26 protein-coding genes, 1 pseudogene and 1 riboswitch are annotated in these 24,783 nt (G+C 61.2%); of the genes and pseudogenes, 13 read left to right on the forward strand and 14 right to left on the reverse strand.

Annotated features, from left to right (window positions below; translation table 11 throughout):
• Positions 1-40: 40 nt before the first annotated feature.
• Positions 41-1,027, reverse strand: coding sequence for an NAD(P)/FAD-dependent oxidoreductase (locus PSH91_RS04650; protein ID WP_305467434.1), 987 nt, complete (start codon positions 1,025-1,027; stop codon positions 41-43).
• Positions 1,028-1,223: 196 nt separating this feature from the next.
• Between PSH91_RS04650 and PSH91_RS04655 the strand changes: the two genes are divergently transcribed.
• Both PSH91_RS04655 and hemH read left to right on the forward strand, forming a co-directional pair.
• Complete coding sequence (locus tag PSH91_RS04655) at positions 1,224-2,123, forward strand: TIGR01777 family oxidoreductase (protein ID WP_047229409.1); 900 nt, start codon at positions 1,224-1,226, stop codon at positions 2,121-2,123.
• 13 nt (positions 2,124-2,136) lie between these two features.
• Positions 2,137-3,162: a ferrochelatase gene (gene hemH / locus PSH91_RS04660; protein ID WP_107322925.1), complete on the forward strand. Its 1,026-nt coding sequence runs from the start codon at positions 2,137-2,139 to the stop codon at positions 3,160-3,162.
• 129 nt (positions 3,163-3,291) lie between these two features.
• On the opposite strand, the gene PSH91_RS04665 is transcribed toward hemH, so the two are convergent.
• Positions 3,292-4,566, reverse strand: coding sequence for a uracil-xanthine permease family protein (locus PSH91_RS04665; protein WP_076386292.1), 1,275 nt, complete (start codon positions 4,564-4,566; stop codon positions 3,292-3,294).
• Positions 4,567-4,568: 2 nt separating this feature from the next.
• A complete protein-coding gene (gene upp, locus PSH91_RS04670; protein WP_030138594.1) occupies positions 4,569-5,207 on the reverse strand; it encodes a uracil phosphoribosyltransferase in 639 nt (212 codons plus the stop codon).
• 175 nt (positions 5,208-5,382) lie between these two features.
• Between upp and PSH91_RS04675 the strand changes: the two genes are divergently transcribed.
• Positions 5,383-5,940, forward strand: a complete 558-nt coding sequence (locus tag PSH91_RS04675; protein ID WP_047229412.1) for a hypoxanthine-guanine phosphoribosyltransferase — start codon at positions 5,383-5,385, stop codon at positions 5,938-5,940.
• 3 nt (positions 5,941-5,943) lie between these two features.
• On the forward strand, positions 5,944-6,417 hold the full coding sequence (locus tag PSH91_RS04680; protein WP_076386290.1) for a WbuC family cupin fold metalloprotein: 474 nt from the start codon (positions 5,944-5,946) through the stop codon (positions 6,415-6,417).
• 128 nt (positions 6,418-6,545) lie between these two features.
• On the opposite strand, the gene dauA is transcribed toward PSH91_RS04680, so the two are convergent.
• On the reverse strand, positions 6,546-8,285 hold the full coding sequence (gene dauA, locus PSH91_RS04685) for a C4-dicarboxylic acid transporter DauA (RefSeq protein WP_047229414.1): 1,740 nt from the start codon (positions 8,283-8,285) through the stop codon (positions 6,546-6,548).
• 319 nt (positions 8,286-8,604) lie between these two features.
• On the opposite strand from dauA, the gene PSH91_RS04690 reads away from it, so the two are divergent.
• A complete protein-coding gene (locus PSH91_RS04690) occupies positions 8,605-9,090 on the forward strand; it encodes a hypothetical protein (RefSeq protein ID WP_092402479.1) in 486 nt (161 codons plus the stop codon).
• A gap of 63 nt (positions 9,091-9,153) precedes the next feature.
• Positions 9,154-9,441 (forward strand): PA4642 family protein, encoded by a 288-nt coding sequence (locus PSH91_RS04695; protein WP_047229416.1) that lies wholly within the window; start codon positions 9,154-9,156, stop codon positions 9,439-9,441.
• A 327-nt stretch (positions 9,442-9,768) separates the two neighbouring features.
• Here PSH91_RS04695 and PSH91_RS04700 read toward each other — a convergent pair whose 3' ends face one another.
• The 3 genes from PSH91_RS04700 to PSH91_RS04710 form a co-directional block, all read right to left on the reverse strand.
• Positions 9,769-10,794 (reverse strand): IS110 family transposase, encoded by a 1,026-nt coding sequence (locus tag PSH91_RS04700; protein WP_047230568.1) that lies wholly within the window; start codon positions 10,792-10,794, stop codon positions 9,769-9,771.
• Positions 10,795-10,914: 120 nt separating this feature from the next.
• A complete protein-coding gene (mqo, locus tag PSH91_RS04705; protein WP_047229417.1) occupies positions 10,915-12,423 on the reverse strand; it encodes a malate dehydrogenase (quinone) in 1,509 nt (502 codons plus the stop codon).
• 737 nt (positions 12,424-13,160) lie between these two features.
• Complete coding sequence (locus PSH91_RS04710; RefSeq protein ID WP_092402475.1) at positions 13,161-13,394, reverse strand: hypothetical protein; 234 nt, start codon at positions 13,392-13,394, stop codon at positions 13,161-13,163.
• A 205-nt stretch (positions 13,395-13,599) separates the two neighbouring features.
• Here PSH91_RS04710 and PSH91_RS04715 point away from each other — a divergent pair, with 205 nt between their 5' ends.
• Positions 13,600-14,184 (forward strand): YajG family lipoprotein, encoded by a 585-nt coding sequence (locus PSH91_RS04715; RefSeq protein WP_047229419.1) that lies wholly within the window; start codon positions 13,600-13,602, stop codon positions 14,182-14,184.
• 129 nt (positions 14,185-14,313) lie between these two features.
• On the opposite strand, the gene PSH91_RS04720 is transcribed toward PSH91_RS04715, so the two are convergent.
• Positions 14,314-14,520, reverse strand: coding sequence for a hypothetical protein (locus PSH91_RS04720; RefSeq protein ID WP_047229420.1), 207 nt, complete (start codon positions 14,518-14,520; stop codon positions 14,314-14,316).
• A 332-nt stretch (positions 14,521-14,852) separates the two neighbouring features.
• Between PSH91_RS04720 and PSH91_RS04725 the strand changes: the two genes are divergently transcribed.
• Positions 14,853-15,134, forward strand: a complete 282-nt coding sequence (locus tag PSH91_RS04725; protein ID WP_047229421.1) for a hypothetical protein — start codon at positions 14,853-14,855, stop codon at positions 15,132-15,134.
• Positions 15,135-15,233: 99 nt separating this feature from the next.
• On the opposite strand, the gene PSH91_RS04730 is transcribed toward PSH91_RS04725, so the two are convergent.
• Positions 15,234-16,400 carry a 1-acyl-sn-glycerol-3-phosphate acyltransferase gene (locus PSH91_RS04730; protein ID WP_047229422.1) on the reverse strand — a complete coding sequence of 389 codons (1,167 nt, stop codon included), beginning with the start codon at positions 16,398-16,400 and terminating at the stop codon, positions 15,234-15,236.
• A 139-nt stretch (positions 16,401-16,539) separates the two neighbouring features.
• On the opposite strand from PSH91_RS04730, the gene PSH91_RS04735 reads away from it, so the two are divergent.
• Genes PSH91_RS04735 through PSH91_RS04745 form a run of 3 tightly spaced genes read left to right on the forward strand, consistent with a single transcriptional unit; the run spans position 16,540 to position 17,654 of the window.
• A complete protein-coding gene (locus PSH91_RS04735; RefSeq protein ID WP_047229423.1) occupies positions 16,540-16,722 on the forward strand; it encodes a CPXCG motif-containing cysteine-rich protein in 183 nt (60 codons plus the stop codon).
• Positions 16,723-16,734: 12 nt separating this feature from the next.
• Complete coding sequence (locus PSH91_RS04740) at positions 16,735-16,995, forward strand: putative signal transducing protein (RefSeq protein WP_014340166.1); 261 nt, start codon at positions 16,735-16,737, stop codon at positions 16,993-16,995.
• A gap of 35 nt (positions 16,996-17,030) precedes the next feature.
• The gene (locus tag PSH91_RS04745; protein ID WP_047229424.1) at positions 17,031-17,654 is read left to right on the forward strand and encodes an SOS response-associated peptidase; all 624 of its coding nucleotides are present in this window, start codon (positions 17,031-17,033) and stop codon (positions 17,652-17,654) included.
• A gap of 113 nt (positions 17,655-17,767) precedes the next feature.
• Here the strand turns inward: PSH91_RS04745 and PSH91_RS26680 are convergent, their stop codons facing one another.
• Both PSH91_RS26680 and PSH91_RS26685 read right to left on the reverse strand, forming a co-directional pair.
• Positions 17,768-18,610, reverse strand: a complete 843-nt coding sequence (locus PSH91_RS26680; RefSeq protein ID WP_370695187.1) for a methyl-accepting chemotaxis protein — start codon at positions 18,608-18,610, stop codon at positions 17,768-17,770.
• 63 nt (positions 18,611-18,673) lie between these two features.
• A pseudogene (locus tag PSH91_RS26685) lies at positions 18,674-19,906 on the reverse strand (methyl-accepting chemotaxis protein); the annotation flags it as partial.
• Between the two features lie 217 nt (positions 19,907-20,123).
• On the opposite strand from PSH91_RS26685, the gene PSH91_RS04755 reads away from it, so the two are divergent.
• Positions 20,124-20,939: a M48 family metallopeptidase gene (locus PSH91_RS04755; RefSeq protein WP_305467446.1), complete on the forward strand. Its 816-nt coding sequence runs from the start codon at positions 20,124-20,126 to the stop codon at positions 20,937-20,939.
• Positions 20,940-21,134: 195 nt separating this feature from the next.
• Here the strand turns inward: PSH91_RS04755 and PSH91_RS04760 are convergent, their stop codons facing one another.
• The 3 genes from PSH91_RS04760 to PSH91_RS04770 form a co-directional block, all read right to left on the reverse strand.
• Positions 21,135-21,719: a TMEM165/GDT1 family protein gene (locus PSH91_RS04760; RefSeq protein ID WP_047229427.1), complete on the reverse strand. Its 585-nt coding sequence runs from the start codon at positions 21,717-21,719 to the stop codon at positions 21,135-21,137.
• A gap of 90 nt (positions 21,720-21,809) precedes the next feature.
• Positions 21,810-21,930, reverse strand: a riboswitch (yybP-ykoY riboswitch).
• Positions 21,931-21,981: 51 nt separating this feature from the next.
• Positions 21,982-22,980, reverse strand: coding sequence for a class I SAM-dependent methyltransferase (locus tag PSH91_RS04765; protein WP_305467448.1), 999 nt, complete (start codon positions 22,978-22,980; stop codon positions 21,982-21,984).
• 33 nt (positions 22,981-23,013) lie between these two features.
• A complete protein-coding gene (locus PSH91_RS04770; RefSeq protein ID WP_047229429.1) occupies positions 23,014-23,979 on the reverse strand; it encodes a 2-hydroxyacid dehydrogenase in 966 nt (321 codons plus the stop codon).
• Positions 23,980-24,119: 140 nt separating this feature from the next.
• Between PSH91_RS04770 and PSH91_RS04775 the strand changes: the two genes are divergently transcribed.
• Positions 24,120-24,749 (forward strand): LysE family translocator, encoded by a 630-nt coding sequence (locus PSH91_RS04775; protein ID WP_305467449.1) that lies wholly within the window; start codon positions 24,120-24,122, stop codon positions 24,747-24,749.
• The last annotated feature ends 34 nt before the right edge of the window (positions 24,750-24,783 follow it).

Below are 24,783 nucleotides of genomic sequence, written 5' to 3' on the forward strand. Positions count from 1 at the left end.
GCCTGTTTCGACAGCAGCGGGTGACCTAGGCTGGCGCGTTCTATTGCAGGCTGGCGTGCAGACGGCGTGCGGCTTCCTGACCGCTTAGCCAAGCACCTTCGACACGACCGGACAGGCACCAGTCGCCACAGACATACATACCCAGGTCGGCATCGGCCAAGGCGCCCCATTCATGGTTGCCGGCGGGGCGCGCGTAAAGCCAGCGATGGGCCACGCTGAAGCTGGGCGCAGGCATTGCACTGTGCAGCAACTCGGCGAACGCGCCGTGCAGGTGTTCGATCACCGCTTCCTTGGCCATGTCGATGTGTTGGCGACTCCAGTCGCTGGTGGCGTGCAGCACCCAGGTGTCGAGCGTGCTGTCGCGCCCCGGTTTGCTGCGGTTGCGAGCCAGCCAGTCGAGGGGGCTGTCCTGGACGAAGCAGCCTTCCATGGAGGTATCCAGCGGAGTTTCGAAGGCCAGGGCCACGGCCCAGGTGGGGTCCATCTTCACGCCCGCCGCCACTGCGGCCAGCTTTGGCACGGCCGCCAGCAATGCCGTGGCCTGGGGCGCGGGCGTGGCAATCACCACCTGGCCGAAGGGGCCGTGGGTGAAGCCTTCCGCGTCCTGCAAGTGCCAATGTTCCTGACCGCGGTACACCTCGGTGATGCGGCAGGAGAACTGCACCTGCAACTCGCCAAGCAAGGCGCGGGTGATGGCGCTCATGCGCGGAGTGCCGACCCAGCGGGTCTGCTCATCCGGCGACGGGCTCAGTTGCCCATCCTTGAAATGATAAAGCTGAGGTGTCCATTCCGCCGCCCAGCCCTGGGCTTGCCAACGCTGGACTTCCATCACGAAGCGGCGATCGCGGGCGGTGAAATACTGTGCGCCCATGTCCAGTGCGCCGGCATCACTGCGCTTGCTGGACATGCGTCCGCCACTGCCATGGCTTTTATCGAAGAGTTGAACGACATGCCCGACCTCCGTCAGGGCCTGGGCGGCTGAAAGTCCGGCGATGCCGGTGCCGATGATTGCGATAGGTACAGTCATGAGGGCCTCGTTTACCTTTCTGTACAGACTACGCCGTCGTTTAAACCTGTACAATTGGGGTTTTTGGTATAAGTTTTACCGTTCGCGTTTTGACAGGGTGACCTATTGTTAAACACAGACCCTGCCTGATACGAAAAATCCCTGCTTATAAAAATAGACTAATGGGCTGGGTAAAACGCGATGCGAGGAACACTTCATGCACATATTGCTGACCGGCGGTACTGGTTTGATCGGACGTCAGCTCTGCCGCCACTGGTTGGCGCAGGGCCATCGCTTGACGGTGTGGAGTCGTCGCCCCGAAGACGTGGCGAAGATCTGCGGCGCGCAAGTGCGGGGTGTCGCCCGGCTCGAGGAGATTGCCGAGCCCGTGGATGCGGTGGTCAACCTCGCGGGGGCACCGATTGCGGATCGACCCTGGAGCCATAAACGCAAGAAGTTGTTGTGGAGCAGTCGCATCACCCTGACAGAAGCGTTGTTGGCTTGGCTGGAGCGTAGCGAACACAAACCCGGGGTATTGATTTCCGGTTCCGCGGTGGGGTGGTACGGCGACGGCGGCGAGCGTGAGCTGACCGAGGACTCGGGACCGGTGAGCGAGGACTTCGCCAGCCAGTTGTGCATCGCCTGGGAGGAAACCGCGCAGCGCGCCGAGGCCATGGGCATACGGGTGGTACTGGTTCGCACCGGTCTGGTCCTGTCGGCCGAGGGCGGCTTTTTGTCGCGGCTGCTGCTGCCGTTCAAACTGGGGTTGGGCGGGCGTATTGGCAATGGCCGGCAGTGGATGCCGTGGATTCACATTGCCGATCAAATCGCTCTGATTGATTTTCTTCTGCACCGCGATGAGGCCAGCGGTCCTTATAATGCCTGCGCGCCGAACCCGGTGCGCAACCGCGATTTTGCCAAGGCCCTGGGGCACGTGCTGCATCGGCCGGCCGTGGTGCCGATGCCGGAACTGGCGCTGAAGGTCGCATTGGGAGAATTGTCATTGCTGTTGCTGGGCGGCCAGCGCGCAACGCCGGCCCGATTGCAGGCGGCGGGTTTCACTTTCCGGTTCACTGATTTGCATGCGGCTCTCGACGATTTGTCGGACCGCCTTTGAAATAGGACGTTGCATGACCGATCACGCGTTGCTTCTGGTGAATCTGGGTTCGCCTGCTTCTACTTCGGTGGCCGATGTGCGCCGCTACCTCAATCAGTTTTTGATGGATCCCTACGTCATCGACCTGCCGTGGCCGGTGCGGCGCTTGCTGGTGTCGCTGATCCTGATCAAGCGCCCCGAGCAATCGGCCCATGCCTATGCGTCGATCTGGTGGGACGAGGGCTCGCCGCTGGTGGTGCTCAGCCGTCGCTTGCAACAAGCCATGACTGCGCAATGGACCCAGGGGCCGGTTGAGTTGGCGATGCGTTATGGCGAGCCGTCCATTGAGTCGACCCTGGTGCGCCTGACAAGCCAGGGCCACAAGAAGATCACGCTGGCGCCGTTGTATCCGCAATTTGCCGACAGCACAGTCACCACGGTGATCGAAGAAGCCAAGCGGGTGGTGCGCGAGAAGAAGCTCGATGTGCAGTTCTCGATTCTCCAGCCGTTCTACGATCAGCCGGAATACCTCGACGCCCTGGTTGCCAGCGCCAAGCCATATCTGATGCAGGATTACGACCACCTGCTGTTGAGCTTCCATGGTTTGCCCGAGCGGCACCTGACCAAGCTCGACCCCACGGGTTTCCATTGCTTCAAGGACGCCGACTGCTGCAAAAATGCGCCGCCTGAGGTCATGGCTACGTGTTACCGCGCGCAATGCATTCGCACCGCCGACCTGTTCGCCCAGCGCATGGGGCTCAAGGATGGCCAATGGTCGGTGTCGTTCCAGTCGCGACTGGGGCGTGCCAAGTGGATCGAACCCTACACCGAAGCGCGCCTGGATGAACTGGCTAAAAGTGGCGTGAAAAAAGTGTTGGTGATGTGCCCGGCGTTTGTGGCCGACTGCATCGAAACCCTGGAAGAAATCGGTGATCGCGGGCGCGAGCAATTTCGTGAGGCGGGCGGGGAGGAGTTGGTGCTGGTGCCGTGTCTCAATGATGATGTGCAATGGGCGCAGGCGTTGAGCACCCTGTGCGAGCGGGCACCGATCGCTTTGTAAAAATCAAGGGCCCAATCGCGAGCAGGCTCGCTCCCACAATGGATCTCGAGTGTTCAAAGATCCGCTGATGTGGGAGCGAGCCTGCTCGCGATAGCTATCTGACTGGCAGCACAAAACTTCAAGCTTGAGTCAGATCAGCGGCTCATCCGCCTTCTTCTGCTTCCAGCCGTCATTGCCCGGCAGGATCAGGTTCAGGGCGATCGCCACTACCGCGCACAATGCGATGCCTTTGAGGCCGAAGTCGTCCGGGCCGGTGCCGGTGCCTACCAGCACACCGCCGATACCAAACACCAGCGTCACCGAAACGATCACCAGGTTGCGCGCTTCGCTCAGGTCGATCTTGTGGCGGATCAGCGTGTTCATGCCCACCGCCGCGATCGAACCGAACAACAGGCACAGGATCCCGCCCATCACCGGCACCGGGATGCTTTGCAGCAGCGCGCCGAACTTGCCGATGAACGCCAGGCTGATGGCGAAGATCGCCGCCCAGGTCATGATTTTCGGGTTGTAGTTTTTAGTCAGCATCACCGCACCAGTGACTTCGGCGTAGGTGGTGTTGGGCGGGCCGCCGAACAGGCCGGCTGCCGTGGTGGCGATGCCATCGCCGAGCAGGGTGCGGTGCAGGCCGGGTTTTTTCAGGTAGTCGCGACCGGTCACGCTGCCCACCGCGATGACCCCACCGATGTGCTCGATGGCTGGCGCCAAAGCCACCGGCACGATGAACAGGATCGCTTGCCAGTTGAACTCCGGCGCGGTGAAATTCGGCAGGGCGAACCATGGCGCGGCGGCGATTTTGGCGGTGTCCACTACACCAAAATAAAACGCCATGGCAAAGCCCACCAGCACGCCGGAAATGATCGGCACCAGGCGGAAAATGCCTTTGCCGAACACCGCGACGATCAGGGTGGTGAGCAGCGCCGGCATCGAGATCAGCATCGCCGTCTGGTAGGCAATCAGCTCGGTGCCGTCGCCGGCCTTGCCCATGGCCATGTTGGCGGCAATCGGTGCCATGGCCAGGCCGATGGAAATGATCACCGGCCCAATCACCACCGGCGGCAGCAAGCGGTCGATAAATCCGGTGCCCTTGACCTTCACCGCCAGGCCCAGGAAGGTGTAGACGAAACCGGCCGCCATCACCCCGCCCATGGTCGCGGCCAGGCCGAACTGGCCCTTGGCGAGAATGATCGGGGTGATGAAGGCAAAGCTCGATGCCAGAAACACCGGCACCTGACGCCCGGTGACGATCTGGAACAGGATTGTTCCCAGGCCTGCGGTGAACAGCGCTACGTTCGGGTCCAGCCCGGTGATCAGCGGCATCAGTACCAGCGCGCCGAAGGCGACGAACAGCATCTGCGCGCCAGACAATACCTGGCGCCAGAGCGGATCGTTGAACTCATCCTGCATGCTCAAGCGTCCTTCTGCTTGGTACCGAAGATCTTGTCGCCGGCATCGCCCAGGCCCGGGATGATGTAGCCATGTTCGTTGAGTTTCTGGTCGATGGAAGCGGTGTAGATGGTGACGTCGGGGTGAGCGTCTTCCACGGCCTTGATGCCTTCGGGGGCCGCCACCAGCACCATGGCGCGGATGTCACGGCAACCGGCTTTTTTCAGCAGGTCGATGGTGGCGACCATGGAGCTGCCGGTGGCGAGCATCGGATCGATGATCATTGCCAGGCGCTCGTCGATTTCCGGCACCAGTTTTTCCAGGTAGGTGTGAGCCTGCAGGGTCTGCTCGTTGCGGGCCACGCCCACGGCGCTGACTTTGGCGCCCGGGATCAGGCTCAGCACGCCTTCGAGCATGCCGATGCCGGCACGCAGGATCGGCACCACGGTGATTTTCTTGCCGGCGATTTTTTCCACCTGGACCGTACCGGCCCAACCGTCGATTTCATAGGACTCCAGCGGCAGGTCCTTGGTGGCTTCATAGGTGAGCAGTGCACCGACTTCCTGGGCAAGTTCGCGGAAGTTCTTCGTGCTAATGTCGGCGCGGCGCATCAGGCCGAGTTTATGTCTGATCAGCGGGTGGCGGATCTCGAGGATGGGCATGGGGAAAGCTCCGGCGGCGGGCAAAAAAACCGGCCTAGATTAATCTATCCGAGGGTGTTGTCCTATAGACAATACAGAACGTTAGTCCACAAACGCTTGATCTGGCCGGGCGGGATGCGTACCTTTGCCCGCTTTTCCGAACCCGTCCCTCCCCCAACCTCCCCTGGAGAGCGCCATGTCCGCTGATCTCGAGCATATCCGTCAAATCATGCGAGAGGCTGACTGCCTGTACACCGAAGCCGAAGTCGAAGCGGCCATCGCCCGTGTCGGCGCGCAAATCAACGACCAGTTGGCCGATTCCAACCCGGTGGTGTTCTGCGTCATGAACGGTGGGCTGATTTTCTCCGGCAAACTGCTGACCTACCTGAACTTCCCGCTGGAAGCGTCCTATCTGCACGCCACCCGTTACCGCAACGAAACCAGCGGTGGCGACCTGTTCTGGAAAGCCAAGCCGGAAGTTTCGTTCATCGACCGTGACGTGCTGATCATCGACGACATCCTCGACGAAGGTCACACCCTGGGCGCCATCATCGACTTCTGCAAACACGCCGGTGCCCGCGCCGTGCACACCGCCGTGCTGATCGACAAGGACCATGACCGCAAGGCTCGTCCGGACCTGAAAGCCGATTTCGTCGGCCTGCCGTGCATTGACCGCTACATCTTCGGCTACGGCATGGACTACAAAGGTTACTGGCGCAATGCCAACGGTATTTTCGCCGTCAAAGGAATGTAATCGATGAACCGGCCGGGCTTTCTGGATCAAGCGCTGTTCAACGAACTGGCCGAGAAAGCCACGGCCAGTCCTCGCGGGCGCCAACACCACAATTTTCATCAGATGGACGAGCCTTGCCATCGCATGGCGGTTGGCTTGCAGCCGTCCACTTACATCCCGCCGCATCGCCACCTGAGCGCCGACAAGGCTGAAACCCTGCTGGTGCTCAAGGGCCGGCTCGGTGTGTTGATCTTTGATGAAACCGGGACGGTGGTGGACAAGCGAATCCTGCAGGCCGGTGGCGATTGCCTCGGTGTCGACCTACCGGCCGGCGTTTACCACGGTTTAGTGGTGCTGGAAGCCGACAGCCTGATGTTCGAGTGCAAGGCCGGGCCTTACCGCCCGGTGGGCGATGGCGAACTGGCCCCCTGGGCGCCCCGCGAAGGCGAGGCGGGGGTGGCGCAGTACCAGGCCTGGATGCGCGCTCAGTTCGACTGAGCGTTGCTTCTGTGGCGAGGGAGCTTGCTCCCGCTGGGCTGCGCAGCAGCCCCAATTGCAGGTGGATGCTACGCACCCAAGCGGGAGCAAGCTCCCTCGCCACAAACAGCTGCGTGGCAACAGATCAATCAGGCCGGGCTCGAGTGTGCAGCGCTACCGGCGAGCCATTTTTCGCTTTTGGCCCGTGCCTGCTCCAGGGTCTGCACATACGCCAGTTGGCGCTGCTCGCGATGGATGCCGGCGCGGCGCAACTTCAGGCGTACCCGTGGCGCGGTTGCCACCAGAATCAGGCCGATGCCCTGCTTGCGGTAGTCCTTGAGGATACTTTCAAAAGCCGCCAGCGCAGTCATGTCCAACATCGGCACGGCGCTCATTTCCACCACCATCACCCGAATCCCCGGATCGAATTTGCGCAGCACATCCAGGGCCTTTTCTGCCGCGCCAAAAAACAGCGGTCCGCGAATGGCGTAGCAGCGAACGTGCTCGGGCATCTCCAGCAGGGCCTGATGGAAATGGCGCGGCAGTTCGGCGGTGTCCGTCAGCTCGCTCATGCGTTTGATGAACAGCCCGGCGGCCAGCAGCAGGCCGACGGCGACGGCCAGGACCATGTCGAACAGTACGGTCAGGCTCAGGCAGGTCAGTAGCACCAGCACGTCACTGCGTGGGGCGATACGCAAGGTGTGCAGCACGTGTCCGGCTTCGCTCATGTTCCAGGCCACCATCACCAGCAATGCCGCCAGCGCTGCCATGGGCAGATAGCTGAACAACGGCGCCAGCAGCACAATCGCCCCCAATACCACGAGGCTGTGAATGATCGCGGCCAATGGCGAAAACGCGCCGCTGCGCACATTGGTGGCGCTGCGGGCAATCGCCGCCGTGGCAGTGATGCCGCCGAACAGTGGCGCCACCAGATTGCCCAGGCCCTGGCCGATCAGTTCGGCGTTGGGGTCGTGTTTACTGCCGGTCATGCCGTCGGCCACCACCGCGCACAACAGCGACTCAATGGCACCGAGCATGGCGATGGCAAAGGCAGGCCCGAGCAATTGGCGGATCAGATCGTAGGACAGTTCCAAGGAGCGGCCCTGATTGTCCGGGAGATTCCAAGGCCAGTCGAAACTCGGCAAAAATGGCGGGATGCCGGGGTAACTGATGCCGTCGACCACGTAGCTGAAACGTTCGCCCAATGTCGCGATTTGCCAGCCGCCGCTTTCCAGCGCCAGCCCCAACAGCGCACCCACCAACAGGGCGACCAGATGTCCCGGAACACGCGGCACCCAGCGCGGCCAGACAATCAATACCGCCAGGCAGATGAGGCCGATAAGGCCGTCGCCGAGCCGGGCGCTGGGCAGCGCCGTGATCAAGGCGCCCAATTGCTCGATGTAATGCTCGGCGTTGCCGACAGTGGTCAGGCCCAACAGGTCTTTGAGTTGCAGGGTGGCAATGACCACGCCGATCCCAGCGGTAAAACCGAGAACGACCGGATAAGGAATGTACTGGATCAGCCGCCCGGCCCGCATCAGGCCCAGCGCTATCAGGATCATGCCCGCCAGCATCGTGCACAGCAGCAGGCCGCCCAGGCCGTATTGCTGGGTAATGGGCAGCAGGATCACCACGAACGCCGCTGTCGGCCCGCTCACGTTGAAGCGCGAGCCGCCGGTGAGGGCGATCAGGGGGGCGGCCACTAGCACCGTGTACAAGCCATGCTGCGGCGGCACGCCGACGGCGATTGCCAGGGCCATGGCCAAGGGGATGGCAATGATGCCGACGGTCAGCCCGGCCACCAGATCGCCGCGCAGGCGCTCAAGGGTGTAACCGGCGCGCCAGGTTTGGCGCCAAGCGGCGAATATCGGTGGGGCGGAGAAGGACATGGGCACTCCACGAAATGAGCGGGGTAAATACCAAATACCCGGCAAACACCTAACCAGTGGCGAGGGGATTTATCCCCGTTGGGCTGCATAGCAGCCCCCGTCGGGTTGGGTGATCTGTCTGATTCACCGAGTATCCGGTTTAGGTCTGCTTCGCAGCCCAGCGGGGATAAATCCCCTCGCCACAAGGGGCATCATGTGATGCGAGGGCTGATGGCTCCTTGAGTATGCCGTGCTCGTGGCGCGGATGTATTGACCTGGATCGTTATTTTTACCGCCTGGGCTCATGCTAGAGTGCCGGGCCAAGATCCTGGAGCCTGTCATGAGTGTACTGACCCGCCGCTGCGCCGCTCTGCTGCTGATGTCCAGCCTGTCGTGGGCGGCCGTTGGCGCGCCGATGCACAGTCAATTTCTGCCCCCCGACGATCTGGCGGTACGTCAGGAACAACCCGAACACCAGCAATTGCTTCAGGTCACCGAGTATTCGGTGGTGCTGGGCAATCAGCGTCAGTCCAACCAGCAACCGATACCGGTTACATCGCCGTTGCTGGTGCGCCTCAAAGGTAAACCCCTGAACAAAGGCGCCACCCTCAACCAGGTGATCCTGAACTTCGATGGCGAAAGCAAAAGCCTGAAAAAGCCTGCCTTCGACGAGGCGAGCAAGACCCTGACCCTGTCTTATCCACAGGCCCAGTATCAAGTGGTGATCGATCTGCTGCGCAACGACACGGTGTACGTGCAGTTCCTCAGCTACGCCAATGGCCATATCTGGGCCGACCTGCACACCGGTGCTGTACGCCCGCGTTGAGCCCCGAGGCCTGCCGGGGGTAAACTGCCCGCCCCCGTGAACTGTGCGAGCTGGAGCCCGGCAATGCGTAAAGACAAGAAACAAGTGATTGGTGACGAGATTGGCGATGAACAGATCAAGCTGTTCCTCAATTTCGATCCGGTCGATGCCACTTCGCCGTCGCTGCACAAACTGATCAAGGCCTACCGTGGCCTGCGGGTCGACGACTTCGAGCGCTTTCTGACGTTTTTCGTCGAGGCCGGCTACGACCTCAACGGTAAGGATGAGCATGGCAACGATTTCGTGGCGCTGATCCAGGACCAGCGCAATGCCGAGGAATACATCGAGTTGATCAACAAGGCTCGTGGCTGATTACTAAGCGGCCTGCTTCGCTGGCTAGCGGGAGAAAGCCCCCTCGCCACGACAGCTTCTCCCATAAAAAATCTATGGTCACCCCCATTTTTGCAATACTGATTAATGGGTGAAGTGGTTGGCTTGCTTAAATCTATCCGGCGTCGATCCAGGGCATGCCCCGCGCCACGATGAGAGTCGCGCCTGACGATCCTGAAAAATGCCGCGGCTTCTGAAGCCGATTTTTATGTCAGGTTCTTCGTCAGGCCGGTGGGCCGTTCACGTCATCCGTTGTTCAGCTATCGCAAAACCTGAAGGGTGATTCGTGGTACTGCAACAACCGCAGGGTCAGGCGTTCAGCGCGTCTGGCCCTGCTTCATATTGCGTATGGTGAGCCGCTAGCGCCCACGCGATCCGCGCCAGCTTGTTAGCCAGGGCGCAGGCCACCACGTTCGAGTGTCGTCGCCCAAGCAATGAGCGCACCCAGTCGGCCAGAGCCCCTTTCTGGTGTTCTAGCCTCTGCATATAGACCCGAGCACATTGAACCAGCAACTGCCTGAGGTGCTTGTCGCCGCGCTTGCTGATACCCAGCAAATTAGCCCTGCCGCCGGTGCTGTACTGCCTGGGCACCAAGCCCACGGAGGCGGCGAAGTCACGGCTGCATCGGTACTGCCTGCCGTCCCCCATCTCTACAGCCAGCAGGCTGGCGGTGATCGGCCCGACACACGGCAAGCTCAGCAAGCGGCTGCCGAGATCATCGTCGGCCAGTTGGCTTGCCAGCTCTTTATCCAGCGCCTTGATCTGTTCATCCAGATAACAGAAATGCTCATGCAAGCGCTGTAACAGCACTGTCAACCGAACGGGCAACTCATGCTCAGCCAAAATACTCGCCAACCGCTTCATGATCGCCAGGCCCTTGGGCAGGCTGATGCCGAACTCCAGTAGGAAACCATGCATTTGATTGGCGGTTTTGGTGCGATCGCGTACCAGCGACTCGCGCAGGCGATGCAGAACGGAAAGCGTCTGCTGTGCCTCGGTTTTAGGCGAAACGAAGCGCATCGATGGACGCGAAGCCGCCTCGCAAATGGCTTCGGCATCCACGAAGTCATTTTTGTTGCCTTTGACGAAGGGGCGGACGAATTGCGGGGAAATCAGTTTGGCTTCATGCCCCATGGCCATCAGCTGGCGAGCGACGAAATGCGCCCCGGCACAAGCTTCCATCACCACGGTACAGGCCGGCAGATTGCCGAAGAGCGTCATCATCTGTTGACGCGAGAACTTCTTGCGAAACACCTCTCGGCCCAATTTGTCTTGGCCGTGCAGGTGGAAACTGTGTTTACCGAGATCGATCCCGATCAGCGCTGACTCGCTCATAATGATGGCCTCCGAAAACAAAACACCCTGCGAAAGCGTAGCCCTCGCAGGGTGTGGGGGTGACCATCTCATTAACGCCCCGCTCTCAGAAAGAACGGGGCGTTTTTTTATCCGGCAGAATCAAGCGAAGCTGGGTGTCTCGCTGCTTTCTTCAACCAGTTCCAGGGCGACGTTGTTCTGCGCATTGACCTTGCGATACAGCGCTGCGTCGGTTTCCAGCACTTTTTCCCGCGCCGGGAAGATCTCAGCGAGTTTGCTCGCCCATTCTCCCTTGGCTTTGTCCGGGAAGCAGCGCTCGATCAGGTCCAGCATGATCGAGACGGTCACCGAAGCACCGGGCGAGGCGCCGAGCAAGGCGGCGAGGGTGCCGTCCTTGGCCGCTACCAGTTCGGTGCCGAACTGCAGGACACCGCCTTTCTTCGGGTCTTTCTTGATGATCTGAACCCGTTGGCCGGCCACTTCCAGGCGCCAATCCTCGGCTTTCGCCTCGGGATAGAAGCGACGCAGGGATTCCAGGCGCTGCTCCATGGACTGCATCACTTCGCTTATCAGGTACTTGGTCAGGTCCATGTTGTCCCGGGCCACGGCCAGCATCGGGCCGATGTTGCCGGCACGTACCGACAGCGGCAGATCCATGAGCGAACCATGCTTGAGGAACTTGGTGGTGAAACCGGCGTATGGCCCGAACAGCAGGGATTTCTTGCCATCGACTACGCGGGTGTCCAGATGCGGCACGGACATCGGTGGCGAGCCCACGGCGGCCTGGCTGTAGACTTTGGCCTGGTGATGTTTGACCACTTCCGGGTTGTCGCAACGCAGCCACTGGCCGCTGACCGGGAAGCCACCGAAGCCTTTGCTTTCTTCGATGCCCGACGCTTGCAGCAGCGGCAATGCCGCCCCACCGGCGCCCAGGAAGACAAACTTGGCATCGACGTCACGGCTGCTGCCGGAATTGACGTCCTTGATGCTGACGGTCCAGCCCGCGCCGTTGCGCTTGAGGCCGGTGACGCGCTTGCAATATTTGACCTGGGTGTCCGGGGCGCTGGTCAGGTGCTTGAGCAACTGGTTGGTCAGGGCGCCGAAGTTGACGTCGGTGCCGTTCATGACGCGGGTGGCGGCGATGACTTCGTCAGCTGGCCGGCCCGGCATCATCAGCGGCATCCACTCGGCCATCACGGCCTTGTCCTCGGTGTATTCCATGTCAGCGAAGGCGTGATGCTGGCGCATCAGTTCAAAGCGCTTTTTCAGGAACGACACGCCTTTTTCACCCTGCACGAAGCTCAGGTGCGGGACGGGGGCAATGAAGGATTTGGATGAGCCGAACGTGCCTTTTTTGGTCAGGTACGTCCAGAACTGCTTCGACACCTCGAACTGGGTGTTGATGTGCACGGCTTTCTTGATGTCGACACTGCCATCGGCCGCCTGGGGCGTGTAGTTCAGCTCACACAGCCCGGCGTGGCCGGTGCCGGCGTTGTTCCACGGGTTGGAACTCTCCGCGGCACCGGAATCCATCAACTCGACGACTTCCAGCGAGATCGCGGGGTCGAGTTCCTTGAGCAGCACGGCCAGGGTGGCACTCATGATGCCGGCCCCTACCAGAACTACATCGACTGCTTCGTTATGCGCCATTTAACGCGTCTCCAAAATCTGCAGCACCAAATTGTCGGCATGGCGGCCAGGAGTGGCGGGGCAGGTCAGTTGCGCCCCAGGTATCCATGGCCAGGATCGCCATGTCCGAATCTTCGCAATTTTTCGCAACTACTGCGGATGCATGCAGCCTGGCCTCAGAGTCCCATGAACTCATTTAAGCGCCGGGCAGGCAATTCGACTTATGGCCGAGACATCCGTTCGTGCAACCAAATCCGTAGCGGACAGGCTTCAGGCGCCGGTTCTTGAACGATAGGCGGTCCTGTGTCGTTGGGCTGTTTCAGACGCTAATGGTGCTTGTTCAGACGCAAAACTATTCATTTGCTCGCCACACTCTCGTGAAGTTGTGAAAACCCGTTTTTTCACGCTCTTTTGAAGACGTGAACCTCAAAAAAGGGCTGTCCCAGCCTGGCACCGCGCCCGGTTTGGTTTGCCCCCATGTAATACATGACAGGCAAAACGGGCAGACAGCTCAGTGACCGAGCGTAATGACAGCTCTGCAGATTCGCGAAAAGTGGTGATTTGCTTGAAGAACAGCAAGCGCGCCAGCTTCACTCGATCTGTGTGGGCGGCTCTCTGTGGGCGGTGCGGGGTGCCAATACAAGCGCATTAGCGGTGTTGCGAGGCCCGATCAGGAGACGTCCTTATAATCGGGGGCAGATTGTATCGAAGAAACGCAGGGAAATGGTCGTGTTTAATGACTTTTATTAGCCATCCGGTCAGACGGCCAACAGTTGACGGTTGCGTGGGCGAGCGCCAAGGGTTTGCACGCGGGCGCTGGCGGGCAATGGCTGGTGCAGCCAGTTCAAGCGAATCTCTTCGATTTCCACCCAACCTTCACCCATGGGCTGCAGGCTGCATTGCTTGAATGCCTGGCAACGGCCGTTGCGGTCCAGCAGGGCGAAGCAGCGGTGCTGTGGGCGCGGGGTGAACAGGGAAATGAGAAAACGCATGGTCGGACACCGTGTCGGGGAGCTTGTGCCAAGGCTGACAGGAGGCCATGACATGCCGGTGTAAGGATCATGACAATGGCATGACACGAACCGGTTTTCCCATGGGGTGTCAGACATTTGAGTATTCATCGTGCAGCGCTAGTTCACCGCCATAGCGCACCGCTATACTGCGGGCCTGTTTGTGCCCGATTCTGGAGAGAAGAGCATGTTGCAACGCCTGTTGTTCGGTTTGATCGCTGTGACCAGTCTGGCCCTCGTCGGCTGCGCCCACAGCCCGCAACAACTTAACCCGGAGCCCAAGCTCAACGCCCAGCTGGCGCCCGTGGGCCGCGGCCAGCCGGTGGTGGTACGGGTGGTGGACGGTCGTCCGTCGCCGACCCTCGGCACCCGCGGCGGGCTGTACCCGGAAACCAGTGTGATCACGGTGCAGGGCGCGCAGATTTTGCCCAAGCTGCAGGCCCAGGCCGAAGCGGCGGTACGTTTGCTGGGCTTCACCCCTACCGCCAATGCGATGAATGCACCGCAACTGACCGTCACCCTGGCCGAGTTGAAGTACCAGTCGCCCAAGGAAGGTATGTATGTGACCGAAGCCACCATCGGCGCGACCTTCCGCTCCGAGGTGCAGAACGCCAATCGTCGTTACAGCGGTCGTTACGGTGCCTCGCTGGACCAGCGCTTCGGCATGGCGCCTAACCAGGACACCAACACCAAGCTGGTCAGCGACGTGTTGAGCGACGCCCTGACACGCCTGTTCAAGGACCCGACCATTGGTCAGGTGCTGGCTGAGTAAGTAGGACGTTCCGTAACCCCTGTGGGAGCGAGCCTGCTCGCGATGGCGGATCAGTCAACATTGAGGTGACTGACACTCCGCTATCGCGAGCAGGCTCGCTCCCACAGTTTTTTTGCAAGCAAGAAACCTTCATGCAGCCTGGGAATACAGTTCCAACACACTGATACCGGTCAGCAGATCGGTCTCGGGCAGGTCGGCATGTTGATGGCCACCAAGGGCGCAATACACCAGCCAATGCCGATCCTGTACGTTGAAGGACAGGCTGCCGACGAGGTTCTGTTGTTCGTCGCTCGGGCTGATGAGATAGAGACGATCCTGGTTTTCGGCGTGGAGCATGGTGGGTTCCGGGCAGGTTTGAAGGGCGACAGGGTGGCCTATTCAGATGACGAAACCGTGACGCCTGGAATTAGCCGGATTGAACCTGTGGCGAGGGGATTTATCCCCGCTGGGTCGCGAAGCGGCCCCTGGGACGTCTGCCTTGCTTAAGCGTTTGCGAGCGCTGCGCACTCGAGCGGGGATAAATCCCCCCGCCACAAAGTCTGCGCGCCATCGCCCCAACTGATCGTTATTGGTCGGAAAAAGTGCAGTAGGCGAGGGCGCTTTCGGTAGAATTCACGCCGTTCGTAGGTCCCGGGCGCGTCCTGTCCGTTTATTGCTTGAGGTTTGTGATGTCGCTGCATTTGTTTTCGTTGTTCGCTGCTCACCCCGCCAAACTGATCAACCTGCTCGCATTGTTGTTTGCCTGCCCGGGCGGTTGGGTGCTGCATGCCACGCGTCGCCGTGAACAACGGGCGCGGGCCTGCCTTGAGGCGCGTAAGAGCGACGGCGACGAGCGATTCGAAGCCTTGCTGGACCTGGCGACCCAGCGCATGAACCGGTTTTTCTACCGTTTCGGCTTTGCCTGCCTGGGCCTGGCACTGCTGGTGTCGTGGGTCAGCACACAGTTCTGATGGATAAAAAAAGATCGCAGCCTTCGCCAGCGCCTACAAGATGAACAATCGATTCATGTAGGCGCTGGCGAAGGCTGCGATCTTTTTGACAGGCGTCGCTTAAAGCGCCAATCCCGCCTTGACCCGATACTGATTACGCACCGGTGTCGCGTATTGCAGCACCAGGAATGGGCGGTGCTCCGGCGGGCAAGCGTCCAGCCGGCGCTGCCATTCTTCCTGGGCCTTGGCCAGTTCATCGGCGCCAAACACCTCGGCCGCTGTCGGCACCTGCAACTGCGGGTCGGCGTCGGCCCATTGGGCGTAAGCCAGGTAATGCACCGGGAACAGGCGGTAGCCGCCGAGAATCTGCCGGTCCATTTCCTGGGCCAGTTGCTTGGTGTCCTCGAACAGCTCGGTGATCGGCGCGGCGAAGTTCACGTGGACCCGCCCCTTGTAGCCGGTAATGCCCTTGGCGATGCTCACGTCGTCTTCGCCCGGTGCCTTGGTGTAGGTGCCGGTGGTGGCGCGGATGTACAGCTCGCGGGCCTTGGCCTGGTCGCACGGGTCGTATTCGTAGCTGATGGACACCGGCGTGAGGTTCAGCGACTGGATGACCTCGCCGAAGGGTTCGTCCTTGCGGCTCATGTGGAACATCTTGAGGATCGCCGATTCGGTGCGGTCGTCACCGTCCTTGGCCCGGCCCTCGGCCTGGGCAATCCAGATCGAGGCGCAGTCGTTGCGGATCGAGTGATTGATATAGGCCGAGAGCAACTGGTACGCGGCCATTTTTTCCCGCCGTCCGGTGATGGAGCGGTGCACGATGAAGCTTTTGTTCAGACGCATCAGATCGCTGACAAAGGGCTTCTGCAGCAGGTTGTCGCCGATGGCGATGCGTGGCGTCGGCAAGCCGGCGTGGTACACGGCGTAGTTGACGAAGGCCGGGTCCATCACGATGTCGCGGTGGTTGGCGATGAACAGGTACGCGCTACCGGATTTGAATTGCTCCACCCCGGTGTAGGTCACGCCATCGGTGGCACGCTCGATCGTGTGGTCGACATAGAACTCCACTTTGTCCTGCAAAGTGGCGACCGATGTCACGCCGGCGAACTCACGACGCAACCTTTGCGCTATAAGAGGCTTGAGCATCCAGCCGAAAGCCCCGGCCAGGCGTGGGAAGCGGAAGTGGGTGAGGATATCTAGAAACGCCTTGTCGCCGAGCAGCCGTGCCAGCACCGCTGGGACTTCGCTGTCGTCGTAAGGTCGGATGGCATCGAATTCGCCCATCATGCTCTCTTGTAGGAAACGGCTAGGGTAAGTAAAGGTTCGATCGAAAAACCGACAGGGCACGGCCTGGAAGATCCGCCAGACAAAAATAGCCCTGCAAATAGACCGGCGATTATACGCACAAGTCACCTGGGAGACCGCGATGCTGGAAACCGCTCCGTATGAATGTCCGTATTGTGGTGAGGAAGTGGAAACGCTGGTGGACCTGTCCGGCGGTGATCAGACCTATATCGAGGACTGTCAGGTCTGTTGCCGACCGATAACATTTGTCCTGCAGGTCCACGATGAAGAATGGCATCTGGAAGTCTTCAGTGAAAACGAATGATGGGGGACGTCCATGCAGCGAATCTACGAGCTGGAAAACCTGATGGAAGGCGAACTGCTCCAGGGCATGCTCGCCAGCGAAGGCATCACCGCCCACCTGGTGGGCCGTGACCTGGTGGGCGGCGCCGGCGAGTTGCCGATGTATGGCCTGCTGGGACTGGCGGTGGAGGACGACCAGGCGCAATACGCCCGGGAGCTGATCGCCGCCTACAATGCCGCGTTGCCATTGCCCGGCGATGAGCCGGACAGTTACCCCGGCACATTGGTCTGTTAGGCTGGCGACCGTTTGATCAAGAGTCGTGTTGCCCCATGTGTGGACGTTATGCCCTGTTTCGCTGGAACCCCGCCTTTGCGGCCTTGCCCGGCTTCCCCGCCGACCAGAAGGCCCAGTGGAATATTTCGCCCAACGATTCGGTGCTGATGCTGCGCGCCGGCGCTGAGGGGCAGCGCGAACTGGCCCGGGCCCGCTGGGGCCTCACGCCGCCCTGGCTGACCGACCTGTCCCGTACCCCGGCCCACGCCCGGGCCGAAACCGTGGCCGAGCAGCCGATGTTTCGTGAGGCCCTGCGCCTGCGCCGTTGCCTGCTGCCGGCCAACGGCTTCTATGAATGGCGCGGTGGCACGCGCAAACGCCCTTACTGGTTGACGCCGGGTGAGGGCTCTTCGTTGTTTTTCGCCGCGATCTGGGAAGCCTATCCCGTGCAGGAACAGGTGTGGCTGAGCACCGCAGTCATCACCCAGCCGGCGGCAGGGCAGCGTCGGCCGTTGATCCTGGATGAAGAGGGCCAGCGCCTGTGGCTCGATCCCGAGACGCCCTTGCATGTATTGCAAGGCTTGCTGGCCAGTGAGCCGGCGGCACTGCGCGAGCGGGTACTGGCCAACATGGTCAATGATCCGAAGCTCAACGGGCCGGAGTGCCTGACTCCGGCTTGAGTGTTGAGGCGCCTGTGCTGGCCCCATCGCGAGCAGGCTCGCTCCCACATTAGAGAGAGTGTTCGCCACCAACCCTTTGTGGGAGCGAGCCTGCTCGCGATGGGGCCCTAGGATCAAACCTTGAACTGATTGATCAACCGCCGCTGCTGCTCCGCCAGTTTGGTCAGATCCGCACTGGCCGCGCTGGATTCGTCCGCGCCGCCCGCCACTTCATTTGCCACTTGCCCGATGTTGATCACGTTACGGTTGATGTCATCGGCCACCGCGCTTTGTTCCTCGGCGGCGCTGGCGATCTGGGTGTTCATGTCGTTGATCACCGACACCGCCTGGGTGATGGTCTCCAGGGCCTGGGCCGCTTTCGCTGCGTGTTGCACGCTTTCATCGGTGCGGTGCTGGCTGTCTTCCATCACCCGCACCACATCCCGGGTGCCTTGTTGCAACTGTTGGATCATCGTCTGGATTTCTTCAGTGGCCTGCTGCGTTTTCTGCGCGAGGTTGCGCACCTCATCGGCCACCACCGCAAATCCACGCCCCTGTTCACCGGCGCGAGCTGCTTCGATGGCCGCGTTGAGGGCCAGCAGGTTGGTCTGTTCGGCGATCCCGCGGATGGCGATGAGAATCGCGTTGATGTTCTCACTGTCCTTGGCCAGAGCCTGCACCACGCCCACGGCCTTGCCGATTTCCACGGCCAGGGCGCCGATGGAGGTGGAAGTGTCCCGCACGATCTGCATGCCCTGGCTGGCAGCCTGGTCTGCGTGACCAGCGGCTTGGGCGGCCTGGGTCGCGTTGCGGGCCACGTCCTGGGCGGTGGCGGTCATCTCGTGCACGGCGGTGGCGACCTGATCGATCTCCACCATTTGCTTGTGCACGCCCTGGTTGGTGCGGATGGCGATGTCGGCAGTGTGCTCCGAGGAATCGCTGACGCTCTGCACCGAGGTGACGACCTGGGTGATCATCCCTTGCAACTTGCTCAGGAAGGTATTGAAGCCCTTGGCGATCGCACCCAGTTCATCCGCGCGGTCGCTCACCAGCCGACGGGTCAGGTCGCCTTCGCCCTGGGCGATGTCATCGAGCATCGCCACCATTTGCTTGAGGGGACGGGCGATGCCGTGGGCCACCAGCCAGATCACCAGCAGGCCGATGCCGGCAATCACCAGGCCCACCATGGCCATGCCGAAGATGTCGGTCTGGCGTTGCGCATCCAGGTCTTTTTGCAACGCTTGCAGTTCGGCCATCACCGCATCCAGTGGCAGTTGCAGCATCAGCGTCCAACGGGCTTGGGTTTCACCGATGCCGAACGGCATGTACACCTCGATATGCCCATGGGCTTCATCGACGTCGTAACGTACCTGGCCGACGCTGAGCTTGGACAGGTTGTCCAGTTCATTGGCGTCCAGCAGGTCGCTGGCCTTTTCTCCCAGTTTGGACGGGTCCTTCGTGAAGGCCACCAAGCGGTTGTTGCTGGAGAGCAACGCCATTTCCCCGGCGCCCTCATACAGCTCGCGGTCGGCAGCGACGAGCATGTCCTGGATGAAGTTCACCGACAGGTCGGCGCCGACGATGCCCTGGAACTTGCCATCGACCATGATCGGCTCGATGAACGAGGCGAGCATGGTCATGGTGTTGCCAACGCGATAAGGCGCCGGGTCGATCACGCAGGCTTTCTTGCTGTCCCGGGAGCACAGGTAGTACTCACTGGCGCGAATACCGGTGGACAGCAGTTTCTGGTCCGTCACATCGGCGAGCTTTTCCAGGCCCAGGGTGCCGTCCTGGTTGCGAAACCACCACGGCAGGAAGCGCCCGTCGGTTTCCATGCCCAGCACCGGGCTGTTCACGTAATTGGCGTCGTCGTGGTCAATGGCGTTCGGTTCCCAGGCGATGTAGGCGCCGAGAATCTTCGGGTTGCGCACCACGGTTTCGCGCAGCAGGCTGATCATCTGCTCGCGGGGCACCTTCAATTGCGCGTTGCCGTCCGGGCCGTTCATGCCCATCAAGGCATTGGTGGTCGCCAGGCCCCGGGCAAGCAACAGCGGTGCCTCCAGTTCTCGCTGGATCAGGCTGGCCTGGGTGCGGGCGAGCGCGTCGAGGCGTTGTTCGATCAGATGCTCGAACTGCGCCTTGGTCCGCTGTTGCACCATGTCCTGGGTGCGGGCGCCGGCAAACAGCGCGTACAGCACCAGGGCACCGACCACACTGAGGATGATGGCGCCGGCCAGAGCGGCCACGGAAAACTGGATCGATTTGAATTTCATAAAGGCTCCGGACGCGGGAATGACGTCTGAAGCCTGTATCGGCGATTCTTTGGCCCAGCATGAGGCGCTGTTCGTCGGATGACTGTTTTGGCTTTGTGGGTGTCGTAAATGGACTGGAGTAGGGTCTGTCTGAAAAAACTGTAATCCCACGCTATGTATCTGGCGCCGATACAAATCAGCGCCTAGGATACGCCCACGTTTCCAGGGAGCTTCTTACATGAACAAGATATTGATGGTGAGTGCACTGAGTGTGGGCTTGCTGCTTGCCGGTTGCCAGTCGGTCAACACTACCAGCGGCGGAGCCGTGGGCGTGGAGCGCAAGCAATACATGTTCAGCATGCTGTCCACCGACCAGGTCAATCAGATGTATGCCCAGTCCTACCAAAAGACCATGGGCGAAGCGAGCGCCAAGGGTGTATTGGACAAGACGAGTAGCGATGCCAAGCGCGTCCAGGCCATCTCCAGTCGGCTGATCGCTCAGGCACCTGTGTTCCGCCCGGATTCGGCGCAATGGAACTGGGAAGTGAACCTGATCAAGAGCGATGAGCTCAACGCCAGTTGCGGCCCCGGCGGCAAAATCATTTTCTATACCGGCTTGATCAACAAGCTCAAGCTCTCTGACGATGAAATCGCCGCGATCATCGGCCACGAAATCGCCCATGCCTTGCGCGAGCACGGTCGCGAAGCGATGTCCAAGGCCTACGGCATCGAAATGGCCAAGCAGGGCGCCGGTGCATTGTTCGGTCTGGGCCAGGACAGCCTGGCGTTGGCCGATACCGTGGCCAACTACGGCATGACCCTGCCCAACAGTCGCGGCAATGAGAACGAAGCCGACCTGATCGGCCTGGAACTGGCCGCTCGCGCCGGCTACGACCCGAATGCCGCGATCACGTTGTGGAACAAGATGGCCAAGGCTTCGGAAGGCGCGCCGCCGGAATTCATGAGCACCCACCCGTCCTCCAGCAGCCGGATCGCGTCGCTGCAGGCGGCGATTCCGAAGGTGATGCCGCTGTATCAGCAGGCCAGAAAGTAACCATCGTTTTGGGAGCAAAGCTTGCTCGCGACAGAGGCGACGCAGACTTCAATCAGACCGCGTCATCGTTTATCGCGAGCGGGCTCGCTCCCACAAGAGATTGGCCGTGTTCGATATTCTTGTGAACACCCGCAGCCAGTGTGGGAGCGAGCCTGCTCGCGATGAACGATAACGCGGTATTACTCACCTACCCGATCAAACCCACCCACTGCTCTGCATCGCCTTGTACACCGCCACGATCGCCAGGACCAAGAACGCCGAGGCGGCCAGGCGGCGGATCAGCGTCAGGGGGAGCTTTTCAGCGGCGAAGTTACCGGCCAATACCACCGGCACGTTGGCAATCAGCATGCCCACGGTGGTGCCGATGATCACCAGCCACAGTTCCGGGTACTGCGCGGCGAGCATCACTGTGGCGATCTGGGTCTTGTCGCCGATTTCCGCCAGGAAGAACGCGATCAGCGTGGTCAGGAATGGCCCGAACTTGCGGGCCGTACTGGCTTCGTCATCGTCCAGTTTGTCCGGCACCAACGTCCACAGCGCCGTGGCGGCAAAGCTCACCGCCAAGATCCAGTGCAGCACCGCGTCCGAGAAAATACTACCGACCCAGGCCCCCACCGCGCCGGCTGCCGCATGGTTGGCCAAGGTCGCGGCAACGATGCCGGCAATGATGGGCCAGGGTTTGCGAAAGCGAGCCGCGAGAATAAGCGCGAGCAGTTGCGTCTTGTCGCCGATTTCGGCCAGCGCAACGATAGCGGTAGGTACGAGGAAAGAGTCCAGCATCAGGTGATTCCTAGAGGGGCGGGTCGACACGGCTATGACACGTACAGCCTTCCCGCCCCGGGTAAGGTGTGCGTGTCATAGGTCTTGTCAAACCCAGCGACCATCTGCGTGGACGCTTGGGCCGCATACGCCATGGTCTGCTGACCAAGTATGTTGACGTATGCCGGGCGAGCGTGGCGCTCGCGGGAGACTACTCCCCTAGGACGGAGCGGATTCTGCCTAGGCAAATCCGATTGGGCAAGTGCTGTTTCTTAAATTTGCTTCAGCCGCGCTTGGCCCGGTAGATGCGAAAACCCTGGCCTTCGGCCTTGATCGCGCACACGCCCAGATGCTCTTCGATCAGCGGCTGATACTTGAGGAAACTGTTTGCCACCAAGCGCAGTTCGCCGCCGTTTTTCAGATGTTTCGCTGCTTTTCGCAGCAGGTTTTCCGTGGCGTGGTAGTCGGTGTGCACGCCGACATGGAACGGCGGGTTGCTTAGAATCGCGCTTAATCCCATGGGCGCGGCGTCGATACCGTCGCCGGTCAGCACCTCGGCCTCCAGACCATTGGCGGCCAGGGTCAGGCGGCTGCTGGCGGCAGCGAACGCATCCACGTCCAGCAGCGTGACGGTGTTGTGCGGATAGCGACGCTTGACCACTGCCCCCAGCACCCCGGCGCCACAACCGAAGTCCAGCAGGTGGCCGCTGGGCAGTTTATCCAGGTGTTCCAGCAACAGCGCACTGCCGCGATCCAGGCGACCGTGGCTGAACACCCCCGGCAGGCTGATGACCTTCAGTGCGCCTTCGGCCAGGGGCAGCTCGTAGGTCTGGGCGAGGCTTTCCAAAGGCTTGGCCGCGGGGGCGTCGGCCACGGTGACCTGCCATAGCTGACAATGGCGCGCGCTGTCGAGCTTGCGCGGCTTGCCGAAGGCATTGAGCTGCTTGGACGCGCCTTCGATGCCGCTGCGCTTTTCCCCCACCAGATACACCTCGCGACCGGCCAGGCGCGAGGCCACGGCGTTGAGGATGTAGTCGGTCAGGTCCTTGGCCTTGGGCAGGAACACCACGGCGGTCTCGAACTCACGGGTCGGCACGTTCACGCCAAAGTGGCTGCGCTCGGGGAAACGGGCATCCAGCGCGGCCTGATCACCAGCGTGCCAGCACCAGCCATGGGCTTGGGGCAAGCGGCCGAGCAGATCGTCGGCGGGCAGGCCGGCCAGCAGGACCGAACCCTGAAACAACTCGGCCTGACGAAGCAGTACTTCACTGCGCGGATCCATGGTCTGCTCCTTGAAAAAAAGTGCGGCAGTTTATCAACTGACGACTCGTAGCGCTGTACCGCTGAAAAAACCTTGGGCGTTTTCCGTCAGTTGGCCAACGATCCGTTGCCGCGCCTCGCGGCTGCCCCAGGCGTTGTGGGGCGTGACGATCAACCGCGGAATGTCGGCGGCCAGCAGCGGATTGCCCTGGGTCGGTGGCTCCACGCTCAGTACATCGGTGGCCGCGCCGCCCAAATGGCCGCTGCGCAAGGCATCGGCCAGGGCCTGTTCGTCGATCAGGCCGCCGCGGGCGGTGTTGAGCACAAAGGCGCCGGGTTTGAGCTGCGCCAGTTGCCGGGCGCCGATGAAGTTGCGCGTGTGTTCGTTGAGAGGACAGTGCAAGGTCAGGGCATCGATCTGCGGCAACAGTTGATCCAGAGGCAAGCGGTCGGGACGAGCAGGGCGTCCGGGGATCTGCCCCAACAGCACGCGCATGCCAAAGGCCTCGGCCAGTCGTCCGACGGCGCTGCCCAGTTCACCATGACCCAACAGCCCGAGGGTTTTGCCTTCCAGTTCGACAATGGGATAGTCCAGCAAGCAAAACTGCGAAGCCTGCTGCCACCGACCTGCGCCGACTGCTTTTTGGTAATCACCCAGGCGCGTCGCCAGATTCAAGAGCAGCATGATCGTGTGCTGGGCCACCGACGGCGTGCCGTAGCCCTGACAGTTGCACACTGTTATGCCGTGTTGGCGCGCGGCGTCCAGGTCGACGTTATTGGTGCCGGTGGCGCTGATCAGGATCAGCTTCAGCTCGGGGTTGGCGGCCATGGCGGTCGCATCGATCACGACCTTGTTGGTGATCGCCACCGTGGCGCCCTTGAGCCGCTCGCTCACTTCATCCCGGCTCGTGCGGGCGAACAGTTGCAGTTCACTGAAGCAGTTGCGCAGTGGTCCCAGGTCCAGATCGCCGAGGTCCAGGGAAGGGTGGTCGAGGAAAACTGCGCGGCCGTTGTTCGTCATCAGCTGTACCTTTTATCGCAGGAATCGAAGGCGTAATGTGGCGAGCCTATCAGATGTGTGTGGGAGCAAGCTTTGCTCCCACACAGCCCCTCACTCACAGTTGATGTTTGTCTTGAGATTGAGCTAGCCAAGGAGTCCCCATGTACCTCACCGAATTCCTCACCGTCGCCCTGATCCACCTGTTGGCCGTGGCCAGCCCCGGGCCGGATTTTGCCGTGGTGGTGCGCGAGAGCGTGACCCATGGTCGCCGCGCCGGAACCTGGACTGCGCTGGGCGTGGGCACGGCGATTTTCCTGCATGTGGGGTATTCGCTGCTGGGCATTGGCCTGATCGTGTCGCAATCGATCGTGCTGTTCAACGCGCTGAAATGGGCCGCCGCCGCCTACCTGCTGTACATCGGCTTCAAGGCGTTGCGGGCGCAACCGGTCAAGCCGACGGCGGACAACCTGCACGAGGAGGCCGGCCAACGTACCGCCCGTGGCGCGTTCACCTCGGGCTTCGTCACCAACGGCCTGAACCCCAAGGCGACGCTGTTTTTCCTGTCGCTGTTCACCGTGGTCATCAACCCTCATACCCCCCTGGCAATCCAGGCCGGTTACGGCGTTTACCTGGCGGTGGCGACGGCAGTGTGGTTCTGCCTGGTGGCCATGCTGTTCAGCCAGCAGCGAGTGCGCGCCGGGTTCGCCCGCATGGGCCACTGGTTCGACCGGACCATGGGCGCGGTACTCGTTGCCATTGGCGTCAAATTGGCGTTTACCGAGATGCGTTGATCGTTTGATCCTACTTCTGATCGTCCCCACACCA

This window comes from Pseudomonas sp. FP1154 (genome assembly GCF_030687245.1).
GTDB lineage: Bacteria > Pseudomonadota > Gammaproteobacteria > Pseudomonadales > Pseudomonadaceae > Aquipseudomonas > Aquipseudomonas rhizophila.

Bases quoted from the DNA above. Each gene is read 5' to 3' on its own strand.
- PSH91_RS04650 (WP_305467434.1), bottom strand. From the start codon at position 1,027: ATGACTGTACCTATCGCAATCATCGGCACCGGCATCGCCGGACTTTCA.
- PSH91_RS04655 (WP_047229409.1), top strand. From the start codon at position 1,224: ATGCACATATTGCTGACCGGCGGTACTGGTTTGATCGGACGTCAGCTC.
- hemH (WP_107322925.1), top strand. From the start codon at position 2,137: ATGACCGATCACGCGTTGCTTCTGGTGAATCTGGGTTCGCCTGCTTCT.
- PSH91_RS04665 (WP_076386292.1), bottom strand. From the start codon at position 4,566: ATGCAGGATGAGTTCAACGATCCGCTCTGGCGCCAGGTATTGTCTGGC.
- upp (WP_030138594.1), bottom strand. From the start codon at position 5,207: ATGCCCATCCTCGAGATCCGCCACCCGCTGATCAGACATAAACTCGGC.
- PSH91_RS04675 (WP_047229412.1), top strand. From the start codon at position 5,383: ATGTCCGCTGATCTCGAGCATATCCGTCAAATCATGCGAGAGGCTGAC.
- PSH91_RS04680 (WP_076386290.1), top strand. From the start codon at position 5,944: ATGAACCGGCCGGGCTTTCTGGATCAAGCGCTGTTCAACGAACTGGCC.
- dauA (WP_047229414.1), bottom strand. From the start codon at position 8,285: ATGTCCTTCTCCGCCCCACCGATATTCGCCGCTTGGCGCCAAACCTGG.
- PSH91_RS04690 (WP_092402479.1), top strand. From the start codon at position 8,605: ATGAGTGTACTGACCCGCCGCTGCGCCGCTCTGCTGCTGATGTCCAGC.
- PSH91_RS04695 (WP_047229416.1), top strand. From the start codon at position 9,154: ATGCGTAAAGACAAGAAACAAGTGATTGGTGACGAGATTGGCGATGAA.
- PSH91_RS04700 (WP_047230568.1), bottom strand. From the start codon at position 10,794: ATGAGCGAGTCAGCGCTGATCGGGATCGATCTCGGTAAACACAGTTTC.
- mqo (WP_047229417.1), bottom strand. From the start codon at position 12,423: ATGGCGCATAACGAAGCAGTCGATGTAGTTCTGGTAGGGGCCGGCATC.
- PSH91_RS04710 (WP_092402475.1), bottom strand. From the start codon at position 13,394: ATGCGTTTTCTCATTTCCCTGTTCACCCCGCGCCCACAGCACCGCTGC.
- PSH91_RS04715 (WP_047229419.1), top strand. From the start codon at position 13,600: ATGTTGCAACGCCTGTTGTTCGGTTTGATCGCTGTGACCAGTCTGGCC.
- PSH91_RS04720 (WP_047229420.1), bottom strand. From the start codon at position 14,520: ATGCTCCACGCCGAAAACCAGGATCGTCTCTATCTCATCAGCCCGAGC.
- PSH91_RS04725 (WP_047229421.1), top strand. From the start codon at position 14,853: ATGTCGCTGCATTTGTTTTCGTTGTTCGCTGCTCACCCCGCCAAACTG.
- PSH91_RS04730 (WP_047229422.1), bottom strand. From the start codon at position 16,400: ATGATGGGCGAATTCGATGCCATCCGACCTTACGACGACAGCGAAGTC.
- PSH91_RS04735 (WP_047229423.1), top strand. From the start codon at position 16,540: ATGCTGGAAACCGCTCCGTATGAATGTCCGTATTGTGGTGAGGAAGTG.
- PSH91_RS04740 (WP_014340166.1), top strand. From the start codon at position 16,735: ATGCAGCGAATCTACGAGCTGGAAAACCTGATGGAAGGCGAACTGCTC.
- PSH91_RS04745 (WP_047229424.1), top strand. From the start codon at position 17,031: ATGTGTGGACGTTATGCCCTGTTTCGCTGGAACCCCGCCTTTGCGGCC.
- PSH91_RS26680 (WP_370695187.1), bottom strand. From the start codon at position 18,610: ATGATCACCCAGGTCGTCACCTCGGTGCAGAGCGTCAGCGATTCCTCG.
- PSH91_RS04755 (WP_305467446.1), top strand. From the start codon at position 20,124: ATGAACAAGATATTGATGGTGAGTGCACTGAGTGTGGGCTTGCTGCTT.
- PSH91_RS04760 (WP_047229427.1), bottom strand. From the start codon at position 21,719: ATGCTGGACTCTTTCCTCGTACCTACCGCTATCGTTGCGCTGGCCGAA.
- PSH91_RS04765 (WP_305467448.1), bottom strand. From the start codon at position 22,980: ATGGATCCGCGCAGTGAAGTACTGCTTCGTCAGGCCGAGTTGTTTCAG.
- PSH91_RS04770 (WP_047229429.1), bottom strand. From the start codon at position 23,979: ATGACGAACAACGGCCGCGCAGTTTTCCTCGACCACCCTTCCCTGGAC.
- PSH91_RS04775 (WP_305467449.1), top strand. From the start codon at position 24,120: ATGTACCTCACCGAATTCCTCACCGTCGCCCTGATCCACCTGTTGGCC.